This is a genomic window from Streptomyces sp. NPDC020299, assembly GCF_044387825.1.
Taxonomy (GTDB): Bacteria; Actinomycetota; Actinomycetes; order Streptomycetales; family Streptomycetaceae; genus Streptomyces.
On record NZ_JBIRWL010000001.1, the window covers coordinates 621,557 to 636,040 of the forward strand.

Here is a 14,484-nt window from a genome sequence, read left to right on the forward strand (position 1 = left end):
CCATCGCTCACCGCTCGCACCCGCGGCCGGCGCGCCGCTGCTCTCCCATGCGCCCCGACATCGGCGCGGCGTCCGGGACCCGGGTGCCGGTCAGGCCGACGGCCTGCCACGTGAGGGCACGTACGGCGGGCCGCGCTCGGCCCGGAACATCCGTCGGCGCCCGTGAGTCGAATCAGTCCGACTTCTCGCCGCTCTCGGCCAGGATCCTGTTACGGGCGCCGGCGAGGGCTCCCGCCATGGCGCCCGCGGGCCTGCCGAAGGTCGAGGCGGAGAACCGGGCGGGGCCGTTCTTGGCGGTGAAGGAGTGCGCGTAGGCGAACTCCCGCAGCCCCTCCTCCCCCTGCTTGCGCCCGTAACCGCTGTCGCCCCGACCACCGAACGGCACGGCGGGGTTCATGGAGAACACCAGAGCATCGTTGATGCTGGTCATTCCCACGCGGAGGCGACGAGCGATGGCTTCGCCGCGGTCGCGGCTGAAGACGGCGCTGCCCAGCCCGTACCGGCCGGCGTTGATGTGAGCGACGGCCTCATCGGCGTCGGCGACCTTGACGACCGCCAGCGTCGGCCCGAACGTCTCCTCCGTCGCCGCGAGGGCGTCAGGGGCCACTCCGACCAGGACGGTGGGCGCGGCATAGCGGTCGCCCACCGCGTCGAGGCCACCGACGGTGGCTGTCGCGCCGCGCTCCAGGGCGTCCTGGATGTGTTCCCGGATGACCGAGGTCTGGCTCGGCAGCGGAACCGGCCCGATCTCCGCGTCCTCGTCGCTGCCGACGCGTACCTGCCCGGCCAGCTCGCTGATCTTCTCGACGAACTCGTCGTGCACCGACTCGACGACATAGGCCACTTCGAGACTGATGCAACCGTGCCCGGTGTTCTGCATCGCGCCCCACACGATGTGAGCGGCGGCTTCGTCCAGATCGGCGTCCTCGGCGACGATGACGCCGTCCTTTCCGCCGAGTTCCAGCAGAACGGGGGTCAGGGTCTGCGCGCATTGGGCGGCCACCGTCCGGCCCGTGGCGACACTGCCCGTGAACGCGAGCTTGTCGAGGCCGGCCTCGATGAGCGCCTGACCCGTGGCCCCGTATCCGTTCAGGTTCTGCAGGACGGCCGGCAGTTCCGGAACGGCACGCTGCCAAGTTCGGATGAGCCATTCGGCGACACCGGGCGTGATCTGGCTCGGCTTGAGGATGACGGCGTTCCCGGCCGCGAGCGCATCGGCGAGGATGGCCGCGGGAGTGAGCAGGGGGAAGTTCCACGGGCCTATGACGCCGACCACGCCGTAGGGCTGGTACTCGACCCACGCACGCTGGTTGGGCGTGGTGGGGCTGGATGGAACCTCCCGGCGCTCCAGGACCCGCGCGGCGTTGTCAGCAACGTACTGCAGGTGCTCGAGAGTCCCGAGCACCTCCACGCGGGCGTCGTCGAGGGGCTTGCCATTCTCGGCGTGAATGAGTGCGGCACCCTCCTCACCGCTCAAAGCTATCTGCCGCCGCCACGCACGCAGCCGCTCCGCACGGCCCTCGAAGCCGAGGTCCCACCAGGCCCCGGTGATTGAGCGTGCGGCGGCGACGGTCGCGGCAGCCTCTTTCTTGCCGGCCACGGGATATCGGGCGAACTCGGCTCCGGTGGCCTGGTCGATGGTGACGATCTCGGTCGCGTCGTATCCGATGACGCCGTCACGCGTGATCGTCGGAATGTTGTCGGTCATAGGTCTTCCCTAACTTTCTTCCGCCCGCCGGAATGAGACACACCGTGGGTGAGGGCGGTGGCGGAGGCGGTCTTCGGCACGAGTGGCCGCTGGAGGGCAGTCGGCGCGGGCCGACGTGGAGGACTGCATGGTGGAGGTCATTGGGAGCGTGTGCCGTGCCAGACGCTCGGCAGTTGGGCAAGGGTGGCCGCGGAGCGGGAAGCACCCTCGACGGACGGGCGTAGCGCAACCCTGGGAGGGCGACCCGTGGCCGGGTCGGGGGCAGCGCCGAGGAGGCGCCCGCTGCTACGCCTGCGGGCCGCGGTAGCGAGTTGCGGAGGTGGGCTGGTTGCCGCCGGTGAGCAGAGCGGACTCCGCGGCCAGCAGGGCTTCAAGGGCTTCGGCCTGGTTCTCCAGACCGGGTGCGCACACGGTCTCCCCCAGGCGCAGGCCGGCAAGGCTGGCCGAGGCGACGTCCTGCGGGGTCATCGCCCAGGGGATGTCGCGGCCGACGCCTTCGTTCCACTCCGTGGCCACGACGCCGGGCAGCAGCAGCTGCGTACGGATGGGCGTGTCCGCGAGCTCACCTGTGAGGGTCCGGGTGAAGGCGACAGTGGCGGCCTTCGCCGCCGCGTAGAGAGTGCGTCGTGGTGCGCGGGGATCGTTGAGGCCGCCGCTGAAGGCCAGCAGCGAGGCCACCGTGATGATCGCGCCTTCTCCGGCGGCGAGCATTCCGGGAAGCGCGGCGCGGACCAGCTGAATGGGGGCCACGGCGTTGAGGGTGAGCAGGCGGTCGATGTCGGCGGGGTCCACGTCGACGAGCGGGGCGTAGCCGCCGGCGCCGGCGTTACTGACCAGCAGGCGCACGTCCCCCGCGGCGAGACGCCCGGTGACAGCGGTGATGCCCTCGTGGGTGCCGAGATCGGCGGGCAGCACCTCCACGGCGGCACCCCGGGCACGGAGTTCCTCCGCGAAGCCGCCGAGCCGGTCCGCGCGGCGCGCCACCAGGACGAGGTCGTGGTCATCCGCCAGCAGACGGGCGTATTCGGCGCCGATGCCGGAGGAAGCTCCGGTGATGAGAGCGATCGTGCGAGTCATACGCCGAGCATGACTCAATCGTTAGGTTGCTGTCAAACGCTTGATGGTTATGAAGTGTCGTACCCTTGGCAGGTGATACGTGATGACGAGGAGCCTGTGGGGCTCGGCGCGCTTGACCGGGTGACCTGGGCATTGCGGCGCGCGGAACTGGCGGTGCAGACGCTCAAGGAACAGCGGCTACGCCCGCTGGGCATGGCCGCCGCGCACTACACCCTGCTGATGTCGGTGCACAGCGAACCGGGGCTGGCCGGCGCCGAGTTGGCCCGCCGCCTCAACGTCACCCCTCAGGCCGTCGCCTCCCTCGTGGCACGCCTGGAGGGCCGCGGCCAGTTGGAGAGGCGCGAGCACCCGCGCCACCGGCACGTGCAGGAACTGCACCTCACCGACGCCGGGCGGGAGGCGCTACGCGCGGCCGACCAGGTGATCGCCGACGTAGAGCGTCACATCACCGAGGGCCTCGGACCGGACCAGAGCACGCAGCTACGGACGCTGCTCGACCAGGTGAGCAAGACCGTGCGCAGCGCCTGAGCTCGTCGGCCGGTCAAGGACAGGCTGGCGCGTCGGTGGCCCAGGCACGGCGCACGCCGCCCGCTCCCCCGGCGGTCTCGGCGCATCGTATGCCGCCGCCAGCGGGGTTCCAGCCGACCGCGGCACCGGTCGGCCCGCAGCGAAAGCAGCGACCACTCGCTCGAGGACCAGTCCACCGCCCTCGCCTCAAGGTCGACATCGGCACGGCGATCTCGTCCATGCACGGGCGGTCCGTGCAGGGCGGCAGGGATCCTGAACGGCGCCCTGCCGCCTGAAGCAGGTGGGTGCCGCAGCTTCCAGCGGTCCCCACCACCGCGAGCAACGGGGCAGAGCTTCTCGCCCTCCGCTTCCGCCTCGGACGCTCCCTTCTCTCTTCTCACTGCGTCATGACGTCACGGGCACACCAGCGTCAGGACTCGTGCGTCGGCCGGCCACGGCCATCCGAACGAAGTGCCGGTGCAGTCAGGGGCCCGGTCACGGGACGAGGACGATCTTCCCCGTCGTATGCCCGGTCATGATCTGCCGATGCGCGGCGGCGGCTTCGCGCAACGGATGGCTGGCGGCGATCAGGACGCGCAGTCGCCCGGCGCCCGCGGCTTCGGTGAGCTGCAGGCGCGCAGCGGCGCGGACTTCCGTGCCGGGGTCCGCGCCGGGCCCGCCGCCCAGGAGCCTGATGCCGGCTCGGGCCCCGCGTTCGAACGCCGCGACGGTCGCGATGCGGGACCGGTCCGCCACCAGCTCCACCGAGACGTCCACCGCCTCGTCGGTGCCCACCAGGTCGGCAGCCGCGTGGATTCCCTGCGGCGCTGCCGCGCGCACCCGGTCCGCCAGACCCGGCCCGTACGCGATCGGAATCGCCCCCAGGTCGCGCAGTACGTCGTGCTTGGCCGGGCTCGCCGTTCCCAGCACCCTGGCTCCGCGCTCGACGGCCAGTTGCACGGCCATCAGGCCGACGCCACCCGCCGCGCCGTGGACCAGCACCGAGTCGTTCTCGCGCAGGCCGATCGCTTCGAGAACGTGCACAGCGGTGACGCCCGTGACCATCAGTCCTCCGGCCTGCTCCCAGGAGAGAGCGGCGGGCTTGGGCACCACCGACGACGCCGGGACGATGAGTTCGGCGGCGTACGCGCCGGGCGCTCGGTACGCGATCACCTGGTCGCCGATCCGGATGGGACCGGCGGGGCCGGTCGCGTCGGCACCGACAGCGGTCACCACACCGGCCGCTTCGACACCGAGCCGCATCGGCAGGTTCGCCGGATCGGTTCCGAAGGCGCCGCTGTACATCTTGTGGTCGAAAGGGTTGACGCCGACGGCGCGGACCTCGATGCGCACCTGACCCGGCCCGGGCTCCGCTACGGCGACATCGATCACCGACAGCACCTCGGGGCCACCGTAAGCACGCGCAACTACTACTTCGCTCATGTCAGGGGTGAACGCGGTGCCGGAAGGCCCGATTCCCCATTGCGGTGATTTTTTTGAGCGGAGCGCTCCGCTCCGATAAGTTGGGCAGCCGATCACCCGACGCGGGAGGACACATGAACGCCATGACCAAACCCACGGCCCTGGTGACCGGCGGCAGCCGGGGAATCGGCGCTGCCACGTCACGGGAACTGGCGGCTCGCGGCTACCGCGTAGCCGTCAACTACTTCTCCCGCCGCGAGTCCGCCGACCAGTTGGTCAAGCTCATCGAGGCCGACGGCGGGGAAGCCTTCGCCGTACAGGCCGACGTGTACGACTCCACCCAGGCTGCCGAACTGCTGGAGCGCTCCGCGACAGGCGGACGCCTGGACGTCCTGGTCTGCAACGCCGGTGCCCGCTTCGTTCCCACTGCGGTGCAAACCCTCGCCTGGGACGACTTCAGGGCGAAGGTGACGGACGAGCTGGCATCCGTCTACACGCTCACCCAGGGGGCACTGGGGCTGATGGGCACCCAGGGGCAAGGCCGGATCGTGTATGTCTCCAGCGCCGTGGCCGACGGTCCGCCCGCCCCGGGCATGGCCGCCCACGGCACCGCCAAGGCCGCCCTGAACACCTTCGCGCGCTTCGTCGCCCACGAGGCCGGTCCGCTCGGCGTCAACGTCAACGTCGTGGCACCCGGCTACGTCCGCACCGAGAGCAGCGCGAGTATGCCGCAGGAAGTCCAACAGCGACTGGCTGCGAACACCCCCCTGGGGCGGGTCGCGGAGCCGGAGGACGTGGCCCGGGCGATCGCGATGCTCGTCGGTGAGCAAGCCAGCTTCGTCACCGGCGAGGTGCTCACCGTCGACGGTGGGTACGGCGTGGCACGCCGGTAGGGGAAAATAACTCTCCATGGGTGACACGCAGACCGGCAGACCGCGCGGCCGTCGGCGGGAGGCGGACCGCAACGACGCCCGCCTCATGCAGGCTGCGCGCGAAGTCTTCGCCGAGCTCGGCTGGGACGCCCCAGTCTCGGAGATCGCCCGCCGGGCCGGCATCGGCATGGGCAGCCTCTACCGCCGCTATCCCAGCAAGGAGCTACTGGCCCAGCGGATGCGCGTCATGGGGATGGAACAGCTCCTCGCCCAGGCCCGCACAGCCCTCGCCGAGGAGCCGGACCCCTGGGCGGCCTTCGCCCGCTTCCTGCGGAACGCTCTCTCGGCCCAGGGTGCAGTCGGTCCGCTGCTCCCGCTGGTGGGCGGCCGGCTGCCTGCCACCGACGAGATCGTGGCCGCCGCCAGCCGGCTCCGGGCCGCCCTCGACGACCTGGTGGACGGCGCGCACCGCGCAGGCGTGCTGCGCGCCGACTTCACCTCCGCCGACATCCCCTTGCTGCTCGAACATCTCACCGCGCGGATCCCCGTCACCGACGAACGCGCCACCACGCTCCACCTGCGGTACCTGGACCTGATCCTCGCCGGGCTGCGCACGTCGACCACCGACGGGCCCACCGCGTTGCAGAGCCCGGCTCCGGACTGGGCAGAACTCAGCGAGCTGTGGAACGCTTCCGAGGGCTGAGCCCTGCGCTCCCATAATGAATGCAGCGCCCCCGCTCAGGTCCGGACAGCTGGAGCAGATGTACAAGGGCCTCACGCCGCTCTTTGTCCCCGGGATGGAGGTCACAGGTACCGTCGAAGAGGTGGGCAGCGATGTCGACCCTCGCTGGGGCCTGGTGCCGGGCGTACACGTCGTGGGATTCGTCGACAACGCCGGAAGTCACGGCGGCTACAGCGAATCTCGCCCTACCCGCGCGGTCCGTGGCCATCGCTCCCTCGAATGCCTCCGCCGCCGAGGCGGCCGGTTTCCTCAACAATGCGCTCACCGCTTACAACGTGCTCGACGCATTTCGGCTGCCAGAAGGCGCCACGCTCTTGGTGACAGGCGCTGCGGGATCGGTCGGCGGATACCTCGTGGAACTCGGTGCCGCGGCGGGCCTTCGCGTCGTGGCCGTCGCGGCAGAGGAAGATGCCGACCTCCGGGGCTCACTCGGCGCGCACGCGTTCATACCGCGCGGCCCCGGCATCGCCCTCCGGGTACTCGACGAGCTCGGTACTCCGGTGGACGCGGTGGCTGACGCCGCCTTGCTGCACGAGCAGATCGCTCCCGCCGTGCGTGATGGCGCCCAAATCGGCATCCTGCGCTCTTGGGACGGCGATCCAGGGCGCGGAATCAAGGTCAAGCACCTCAATGTGCGAGAACGACGGACGGACCGGGACGCGATCGTACGTCTGCGCGACCAGGTCGAAGACGACACCATCACACTGCGCGCCGCAATGTCCTTCGATGCGGACGACGCGGTTGCGGCCCATGCCCGGCTCGAGCAGGGCGGCCTGCGCGAACGAATCGTCCTCGCGTTCGACAACGAAGCGTGGTAGCCCGGCACGCCAGGCACCACTTCGCTCACCTGGAAGCCCTGAACACCGGCTGCGCCTCCACCATCGGCCTTGCTCATTCACCGTTGCGAACCGGAGACGCCGGGAACCGACCGCACGCTCCGGGCGCCAGGGCCGCTGGAACGACGCGGAACTCTGCGGCCGTCCTGCACTCGACATCGGCCGACCGGTGCCAGCCTCGACAAGGAGAAACAATGCACACGCGAACGCTCGGGCGCGACCTGCGGGTCTCCGCCATCGGCCTCGGCGCCATGGGCATGTCCCAGAGCTACGGGCCGAACCCCGGTGACCGGAGCGACATGATCGCCGTACTCCGTGGCGCCGTTGACCGCGGGATCGCCTTCTTCGACACCGCGGAGGTGTACGGCCCTTACGTCAACGAGGAGCTTGTCGGCGAGGCCCTCGCTCCGGTGCGTGACCAGGTCGTGATCGCCACCAAGTTCGGATTCCGCATCGAGAACGGCGCCCCCGCCGGACTCAACAGCCGGCCCGAGCAGATCCGTGCCGTCGCCGCGGCCTCCCTGAAACGGCTTGGAGTCGAGAGGCTCGACCTGTTCTACCAGCACCGCGTCGACCCGGAGGTGCCCATCGAGGAGGTCGCCGGCACGGTGGGTGAGCTCGTGCAGGAGGGCAAGGTGCGCTGCTTCGGACTCTCGGAGGCCAGTGCGGAGACGATCCGCCGTGCCCACTCTGTCCACCCCTTGACGGCGGTGCAGAGCGAGTACTCGCTGTGGACGCGGGATCCCGAGCCGGAGGTCCTGCCGACGTGCGCGGCGCTCGGGATCGGATTCGTGCCCTTCAGCCCGCTCGGCAAGGGATTCCTGACCGGCACGGTGGACGCGTCGACCTCGTTCGTGACCGGTGACGTCCGCACGAACATTCCACGATTCACGGCCGAGAACCGGGCGGCGAACCAGGCTCTCGTCGAACACATCACCACCCTCGCGCAAACCAAGAGCGCCACACCCGGGCAGGTCGCACTCGCCTGGCTGCTCGCACAGCATCCGTGGATCGTTCCGATTCCGGGCACACGACACATCGCGCGAATCGACGAGAACTCCGGCGCCACCAAGCTGCCGTTGTCCCCCGACGAACTGGCGGACCTCAACGAACTCGCCGGCCGGGTCGGGGTACAGGGAGACCGTTACAACGAGCACCACATGTCGCTGGTCGACAAGTAACGGACGACGGCGGCATTCCGCGGACCGGTCCACACCTCATCAGGGACGAAACGGCTCTCCGGCGGCCGCGCGCAGAAGCCCCGTCGGGACCATGCCTGCGGGGCTTCTTCGTCTCGGCCGTCGCGCGCGCTCGCACGCACGTCTCACCGACTGTGCGGACTCTCCCGGACCATGAGGCCCGACCTGACAATACGCCCCGCCCTCGATCAGAGGGACACCGCTGGACGGTCTCCACAACCTGTGCCATGTGATACCGCGGCCCACTCGCCAGCATCACGCACCACTCATCAAGATCCGGACCAGGTGCGGACCGATTCAGCCTGGCCCTCGACGTTTCCCCTCTTTGTCGCAGGTCAGGATCGAGGTCAGGCGTGTACCACCAGCAGACGAAGAACCTCCTCGTCTCGTACTAGCCGAAGAAGCTCGGGTTCTTCTAGAACCGGCGAGTCGGGCTTCGGAGAGCGTTCACCGGCTGCTCGCGGTGGCGGCGATCGCGGGCAGGACGGCGAGGGCGAGGATGCCGCCGGTGAGGGCGAGGACGGGGTAGCCGGCGCCGGAGACGACGAGGCCGGAGCTCAGGCCGCCGGTGGCGCCGGCGACGGCGATGGAGACGTCGACCATGCCCTGGGTCTTGGCGCGGGTGGCCAGCGGCACGGCATCGGTGATCATCGCGGTGCCGGAGACGAGGCCCAGGTTCCAGCCCAGCCCCAGCAGGGCGAGCGCCAGGGCGAGCAGGGCGACGGAGTCGGCGGGCGCCGCGGCGGCGGTGACGCCGGCGGCCATGAGGGTGAGACCGGAGGCGGCGGCGACGACGGTCGGGCCATAACCGTCGACGAGCCAGCCGGTCAGCGGCGAAGGCAGGTACATGGCGCCGACGTGGATGGCGATGACGAGGCCGGAGGCGGCGGTGCCGTGGCCGTGGTCGTGCATGTGCACGGGGGTCATCGTCATGATCGCGACCATGACGAACTGGGTGAGGATCATCGTCAGCGCGCCCGGCATCAGCCCCGGCCCGCGAGTCTTCGCCGCGGTGGTCTCCGTCGGCTGCTGGAGGTCGAGGCTGCGGGCGAGCAGCAGAGGGTCCGGGCGCAGCCGGACGGCGAGGACCAGGGCGGCCAGCGCGTAGGCCGCGCCGGAGAGGAGGAACGGCCCGGCCAGGGTGGGAATGCCGAGGCTGTCGGCGAGGTCGCCGGTGGGCGCGGCGAGGTTGGGGCCGACGACGCCACCGAGGGTCGTGGCGACCAGGACGGTGGAGACGGCGCGGGCGCGGTGGGCGGGGGCGGCGAGGTCCGCTCCGGCGTAGCGGGCCTGGAGGTTGGTGGCGGTTCCGGCGCCGTAGACGAACAGCGCGATGAACAGCAGTACGGGGCTTGCGGTGACGGCGGCGGCGATGACGCCGACGCTGCCGACGGCGCCGGTCAGGTATCCCGCGGCCAGGCCCAGGCGGCGGCCCCGGGCCTGGGAGACACGGCCGACCGCGACCGCGGCGAGGGCGGAGCCGGCCGTGAACAGGGCGCTGGGCAGGCCCGCGAGGTCGGTGGAGCCGAGCAGGTCCTGTGCGAGCAGGGCACCGACGGTGATACCGGCCGCGAGCCCCGCCCCGCTCAGGATCTGGCTGCCGACAAGGACGGCGAGGACGCGGCGCTGTGCCTCGGTCCGCTGGGAGGTAGCGGCGGCGGTGTCCGGGGCTGTGCTGGTCAAGGGTGGGTCTCTCCCTACGGCTGGAGGAGATCGACGACGAGGTAGCCGTCGATACGGCGTATGTGCTCGCTGTCGGGATCGGACGGGAGCGCGTGGCCGAGGTCGCCCGCGCGGACCTCGCTGATCCACTGGTCGTGCTGGTACTCGTGGTTGATGAGCGCCGTGAGCAAATGGGCTGCCACGATGGTGAGTTGGGTGGGAGCGCCGACCCGGCCGGCGGCGATGTCGCCGATGCGGGCGTGCACGCGCTCCGCGACGGTCGCACGGAACTCGGTGAGCCGTTCGACCGTGGGCAGCGTTCCGCGGAACTTCTCCGGGTTCGCCGAGTCCATCAGGGCGTCCAGCTCCGGGTCCGGGCTGGGCTCGGCCGCGGTCAGGTTGCGGATCATGAAGTGGGCGACATGGGCCTGGTGGCCCAGGTGCCAGCCGATGGCGCTGGAGTCCTCGTGCGGGCGCCAGGTCACCTCGTCCGGAGTGAGGTCCTTCCACAGGTCGTCGGTGTAGGCACGGGCACGGTTGTACTCACGGAGCAACGCGTCTGTCTGGAGCATGAGTTCGCCTCTTCTGTGGTCAGGGACGCCGTTACCGCCCGTTCGGCGGCAGCGAGGGCGCCCTCGATGTGCCCGGAGTACTGGTCGGCCGTCTCGGTCGAGGCCCAGTGCAGCCTGCCGTCCAGTGCCGGCCGTTGGTAGAGGGGGTGGCCGAACAGGGAGTGGTCGGCCAGGTGGTGGACGGCGGGCGGCACGGTCCACCGCTCGCCGCTCCAGTTCTGTATGTGGAGCGCCTCGGGCTCTGCGGCGGCTGGGCCGAAGAGCTGGGCCAGCTGGGTGGTCACCTCCTGCTCGAAGTCGCGGCCGACGGACTGGGCCGCGGCGAAGCCGAACAGTGCGGCGGGCCGTCCTTCGGGCCCCGACATGTCGTGCAGCTCCCGCAGCGGGCCGGTTCTGCTGATGGCCGCGCCGGCGAGCCCCGCCTCCCTCCAGAAGGCGAAGGGACAGCCGGCGACGACCTTGACGACCGCGCCCATCCACACCGGCGTCGTCCTGGCGAGGCGGACCAGCTCCGGCGAAAGCCCCGAGCCGAAGTCGATGCGCGCGAGGGCCAGCGCGGGAGGTACGGCCACCACGACGTGCTCGGCGTGCAGCTCCGAGCTCGCCGTACGGACTTCGAGGCCTCCGGCGGCGCGGGGGTGAACCCCGCTGACGGGACTGTCCAGTCGTACGACGCCGGGCGGCAGTTCGGCCGCGAGGGCGCGAGCGAGGGCCTCGGCCCCGGGTGCGAAGCGGCGGGCGGGGGCGTCGATCAGGTTGCCGCGCAGACGCCGTACGCCGGTGGCGTCCTGCACGAGTGTGTCCCCCGCGAGGTGCTGCTCGAAGGTGTCGATGCCAAGCCGCGCGGGGAGATCCGCGACGCGCCTCTCCCCGTCCCAGTACCAGGTGGCCCCCAGGTCGAGGGCCCCGGGCGCGGCGGCCGTGCTGAGCAGACGCCCGCCGCAGCGGTTCCGGGCCTCCAGGCACACGGTGTCGCGCCCGGCGGCGACCAGCGCGGCGGTCGCGGCCAGCCCGGCGATCCCGGCACCGACCACGACGACGTCATGGCCCTCCTGCTGAACCATGTCCTCTCCTCTTCAGCAGCGGTTACGCGCCACCGGTGGTGAGGACCATCCGGAAGCGGGCCCTGCCCTCTTGCGGGGTGTCGAGCGCCTGCTGCGCTTCCTCCAGCGGAACGGTCTGCACGTGGGGGCGGACACCGGTGGTGACCGCGAAGCGCATGGCCTGTTCGGTGTCGGCAGGGCTGCCGGTCAGATGACCGGTGACGCTGCGCGCCCCCATGACGAGCTTGGCCAGGGGTAGTTGAAGGGGCGATCCGTCGAAACCGACGACGGTGAGCCGCCCGTGCGGGGCGAGCCCGTCGACCATCTCCGCCAGCGGATTGCTGCTGGAGGCCGTGGACAGGATCAGCCGCGCCCCGCCCAACTGCCGCAGTGCCGCTCCGGGTTCCTGCAGCCCCTCCCATGGCTCACCGTCGGGTCCGGGCCCGGATGCCCGAGCATCAGCTCAGCCCGTGGGGGTGTTGTAGTTGACGATCCCCTCCACCATGACGGCGACCGCACCGGCCAACGGGTTGGCCGTTCCTATGCCCACGACGTCGGGCAGTTTGTGCGCCTCGCTCTCGGTGACGGCCACCATGCCCCAACACGCGTTGAAGCCCGAGGGATCCGCCGGCTTGTCGGTGGCCGCCCCCACGGTCAGGACGCCTCCCTCCTCGGCCACGGCCAACGCGCCCATCTGCCGCAGGGTGTCGTGATCCCGCTCCTCGGCGGCCACCACGCTCCAGCCCGCCACCTCCACCTGCCGTAAGGCGTCAAGGAGCTTGCCCGGCGTATCCGACCCCGCGACAACGATGTCGGGCAGGACGAGGGCCACCGGCCCCTGTGTCATCGGCAGGGCTGACCGGATCGCCCCGTCGAGACCGGGTCCGAGCGAGGCGTCCTGATAGACGAAGACCATCTGGAAGGTGTCGGCATAGCGAGCGAGGTAACTCACCGTGTCCAGCTTGTGTGTTCCGAACACGACGACCAGACGCACATCGAGCCCGCTCTTGGCGAGTTCGACGACGGCTTCCAGGCTGCGGTCCAGCACGGTGACCCCAGGAGCCAGACAGTGCAACTCCTTCGGGTAGGGCGCTCCAAAACGTGTCGCGTATCCGGCGCAGGGCAGGATGACCGAAACATCAGGTACGGGTGTGGACGAACTCTGCATCGCGTAGCACTCCGGTTGTGTGGACGATGGGGGATCTTGCACACCTCGCCGAGCACAGACTGCCCAGAGCCGGCCGACGCTGAACCTTCCCAGCAACTCCCGAAGGCTCCAACTCTGCTATGACATAGCCGGGTTGACCGACGACGAAAGAGGACGCCGAATGCGGGTGTTGTTGTCTACATACGGGACACGTGGCGACGTCGAACCGCTGGTGGCACTCGCGGTGCGGCTACGGGCACTCGGCGCGGCGGTGAGGATGTGCGCCCCGCCGGATGACGAGTTCGCCAGGCGGCTCGCGGGTATCGGAGTGCAGTCGGTGCCGGTCGGGCCACCTGTCAGGGAGTTGATGCGCGGGAAGACCCTGCCCTCGGCAACGGAACTGGCCCGCTACAGGAACGAGTTGGTCGAGACACAGTTCGACGCCTTCCCCGCCGCGTTCGACGGATGCGACGTGGTGGTGGCGGCAGGTCTGGGGCAGGTCGCCGCGCGGTCCGCGGCGGAGGCCGCCGGTATCTCCTACGTGTACGTCAGCTATGCGGCGGTCCACCTGCCGTCGCCGCACCACGCGCCGCCGCCGCGGCCGGGCTGGCCGGAGCCCGAGGCCGCCGACAACCGGACACTGTGGGAGGCGGACGCCCAGAACGTCAACGCGCAGTTCGGCGAGGCACTCAACCATCACCGGGCAGCGCTCGGCCTGCCGCCGGTGGACAACGTGCGCGATCACATCCTCACCGACCGTCCATGGCTGGCGGCGGACCCGGTCCTGGGACCGTGGCAGAAGACCCCCGGCCTTGACGTCGTACAGCCTGGCGCATGGACCCTCGCGGACGAACGCCCCCTCCCGGCGGACTTGGCGAGGTTCCTGGACGCGGGCACCCCGCCGGTCTATGTGGGCTTCGGCAGCATGTCCCCGGCCGAAGGCATCGGCGGCATGGCCGTCGAGGCGATCCGCACCCAGGGGCACCGCGTGCTCGTGTCCCGCGGTTGGGCGGACCTGGATCTCGTCGACGACGGGGACGACTGCTTCGCCATCGGCGAGGTCAACCATCAGAACCTGTTCGGCAAGGTGGCCGCTGTGGTGCACCACGGCGGCGCGGGTACGACGCTGACGGCGGCCCGGGCGGGCGCGCCGCAAGTGGTGATACCTCTCCAACTGTCGGACAACCCGTACTGGGCGGGCCGGGTGGCGGCACTGGGCCTCGGTGCGAACCTCGACGCTCCGACCACGACCGTGGAATCCCTGGGCATCGCGCTCAAGACCGCTCTGTCACCCGAGACCCGGGCGCGTGCGAATTCCCTGGGAAGCCGGCTCCGCACCGACGGAGCGGAGGTGGCCGCGCGCCGGTTGGTCGACGAGCCGCGGTGAACGACGCCGGCCCGTGGTGTGAAATGCCGCATGCCGAGCGCAAACAGCATTCCATCACCGAATGGGTGTGGCACTGGTCACAGTTGACCACTCAATCGGAGCACATTTAGCATCAACGCAAATGGGCCACCGCACGGGCGGCCGAATAAACAGAAGCTTCCGCAATCGCTACTCTGCATGCAGTCCGGCCTGCATGCAGTCGGAACTGCACGTACTCCGGTTCGAAATCCGGAACGGCCCGTCCTCCGCGCTGTTCGCACAGCAATGCGCTTGATTGCAACGCACGCATTCCGGACTTCAGTCCGGCACT

14 protein-coding genes are annotated in these 14,484 nt (G+C 70.4%); 6 read left to right on the forward strand and 8 right to left on the reverse strand.

Annotated features, from left to right (window positions below):
* Nucleotides 1–172: 172 nt before the first annotated feature.
* Entirely contained in the window at nt 173–1,708 is a 1,536-nt protein-coding gene (locus ACH45E_RS02930) for an aldehyde dehydrogenase family protein (RefSeq protein WP_361435831.1), read from the reverse strand.
* Between the two features lie 285 nt (nt 1,709–1,993).
* On the reverse strand, nt 1,994–2,785 hold the full coding sequence (locus ACH45E_RS02935) for an SDR family NAD(P)-dependent oxidoreductase (protein WP_361435829.1): 792 nt from the start codon (nt 2,783–2,785) through the stop codon (nt 1,994–1,996).
* Between the two features lie 72 nt (nt 2,786–2,857).
* On the opposite strand from ACH45E_RS02935, the gene ACH45E_RS02940 reads away from it, so the two are divergent.
* Nucleotides 2,858–3,313, forward strand: coding sequence for a MarR family winged helix-turn-helix transcriptional regulator (locus ACH45E_RS02940; RefSeq protein WP_266393528.1), 456 nt, complete (start codon nt 2,858–2,860; stop codon nt 3,311–3,313).
* 474 nt (nt 3,314–3,787) lie between these two features.
* Here the strand turns inward: ACH45E_RS02940 and ACH45E_RS02945 are convergent, their stop codons facing one another.
* Nucleotides 3,788–4,735, reverse strand: coding sequence for an NADP-dependent oxidoreductase (locus ACH45E_RS02945; protein WP_361435827.1), 948 nt, complete (start codon nt 4,733–4,735; stop codon nt 3,788–3,790).
* Between the two features lie 122 nt (nt 4,736–4,857).
* On the opposite strand from ACH45E_RS02945, the gene ACH45E_RS02950 reads away from it, so the two are divergent.
* The 4 genes from ACH45E_RS02950 to ACH45E_RS02965 all read left to right on the forward strand — a co-directional run bounded on the left by ACH45E_RS02950 (nt 4,858) and on the right by ACH45E_RS02965 (nt 8,345).
* Nucleotides 4,858–5,607, forward strand: coding sequence for an SDR family oxidoreductase (locus ACH45E_RS02950; RefSeq protein WP_361435825.1), 750 nt, complete (start codon nt 4,858–4,860; stop codon nt 5,605–5,607).
* Nucleotides 5,608–5,623: 16 nt separating this feature from the next.
* Complete coding sequence (locus tag ACH45E_RS02955; protein WP_361435823.1) at nt 5,624–6,289, forward strand: helix-turn-helix domain-containing protein; 666 nt, start codon at nt 5,624–5,626, stop codon at nt 6,287–6,289.
* 239 nt (nt 6,290–6,528) lie between these two features.
* Nucleotides 6,529–7,146: a hypothetical protein gene (locus tag ACH45E_RS02960; RefSeq protein ID WP_361435820.1), complete on the forward strand. Its 618-nt coding sequence runs from the start codon at nt 6,529–6,531 to the stop codon at nt 7,144–7,146.
* A gap of 212 nt (nt 7,147–7,358) precedes the next feature.
* Nucleotides 7,359–8,345 carry an aldo/keto reductase gene (locus ACH45E_RS02965; RefSeq protein ID WP_361435818.1) on the forward strand — a complete coding sequence of 329 codons (987 nt, stop codon included), beginning with the start codon at nt 7,359–7,361 and terminating at the stop codon, nt 8,343–8,345.
* Nucleotides 8,346–8,810: 465 nt separating this feature from the next.
* Here ACH45E_RS02965 and ACH45E_RS02970 read toward each other — a convergent pair whose 3' ends face one another.
* From ACH45E_RS02970 to ACH45E_RS02990, 5 genes are all read right to left on the reverse strand, one after another.
* Entirely contained in the window at nt 8,811–10,046 is a 1,236-nt protein-coding gene (locus tag ACH45E_RS02970; RefSeq protein WP_361435816.1) for an MFS transporter, read from the reverse strand.
* A gap of 14 nt (nt 10,047–10,060) precedes the next feature.
* The gene (locus ACH45E_RS02975) at nt 10,061–10,597 is read right to left on the reverse strand and encodes a DinB family protein (RefSeq protein ID WP_361435814.1); all 537 of its coding nucleotides are present in this window, start codon (nt 10,595–10,597) and stop codon (nt 10,061–10,063) included.
* Nucleotides 10,507–11,661, reverse strand: coding sequence for an FAD-dependent oxidoreductase (locus ACH45E_RS02980; protein ID WP_361435812.1), 1,155 nt, complete (start codon nt 11,659–11,661; stop codon nt 10,507–10,509). Before ACH45E_RS02980 ends, ACH45E_RS02975 begins: the two co-directional genes overlap by 91 nt.
* Nucleotides 11,662–11,683: 22 nt before the next feature.
* On the reverse strand, nt 11,684–12,022 hold the full coding sequence (locus tag ACH45E_RS02985; RefSeq protein ID WP_361435810.1) for a zinc-binding dehydrogenase: 339 nt from the start codon (nt 12,020–12,022) through the stop codon (nt 11,684–11,686).
* A gap of 81 nt (nt 12,023–12,103) precedes the next feature.
* On the reverse strand, nt 12,104–12,688 hold the full coding sequence (locus ACH45E_RS02990) for a hypothetical protein (RefSeq protein ID WP_361435808.1): 585 nt from the start codon (nt 12,686–12,688) through the stop codon (nt 12,104–12,106).
* 280 nt (nt 12,689–12,968) lie between these two features.
* Here ACH45E_RS02990 and ACH45E_RS02995 point away from each other — a divergent pair, with 280 nt between their 5' ends.
* Complete coding sequence (locus ACH45E_RS02995) at nt 12,969–14,174, forward strand: glycosyltransferase (protein ID WP_361435806.1); 1,206 nt, start codon at nt 12,969–12,971, stop codon at nt 14,172–14,174.
* Nucleotides 14,175–14,484: the final 310 nt, after the last annotated feature.

Bases quoted from the DNA above. Each gene is read 5' to 3' on its own strand.
- ACH45E_RS02950 (WP_361435825.1), top strand. From the start codon at position 4,858: ATGACCAAACCCACGGCCCTGGTGACCGGCGGCAGCCGGGGAATCGGC.
- ACH45E_RS02965 (WP_361435818.1), top strand. From the start codon at position 7,359: ATGCACACGCGAACGCTCGGGCGCGACCTGCGGGTCTCCGCCATCGGC.
- ACH45E_RS02980 (WP_361435812.1), bottom strand. From the start codon at position 11,661: ATGGTTCAGCAGGAGGGCCATGACGTCGTCGTGGTCGGTGCCGGGATC.
- ACH45E_RS02930 (WP_361435831.1), bottom strand. From the start codon at position 1,708: ATGACCGACAACATTCCGACGATCACGCGTGACGGCGTCATCGGATAC.
- ACH45E_RS02935 (WP_361435829.1), bottom strand. From the start codon at position 2,785: ATGACTCGCACGATCGCTCTCATCACCGGAGCTTCCTCCGGCATCGGC.
- ACH45E_RS02975 (WP_361435814.1), bottom strand. From the start codon at position 10,597: ATGCTCCAGACAGACGCGTTGCTCCGTGAGTACAACCGTGCCCGTGCC.
- ACH45E_RS02995 (WP_361435806.1), top strand. From the start codon at position 12,969: ATGCGGGTGTTGTTGTCTACATACGGGACACGTGGCGACGTCGAACCG.
- ACH45E_RS02945 (WP_361435827.1), bottom strand. From the start codon at position 4,735: ATGAGCGAAGTAGTAGTTGCGCGTGCTTACGGTGGCCCCGAGGTGCTG.
- ACH45E_RS02955 (WP_361435823.1), top strand. From the start codon at position 5,624: ATGGGTGACACGCAGACCGGCAGACCGCGCGGCCGTCGGCGGGAGGCG.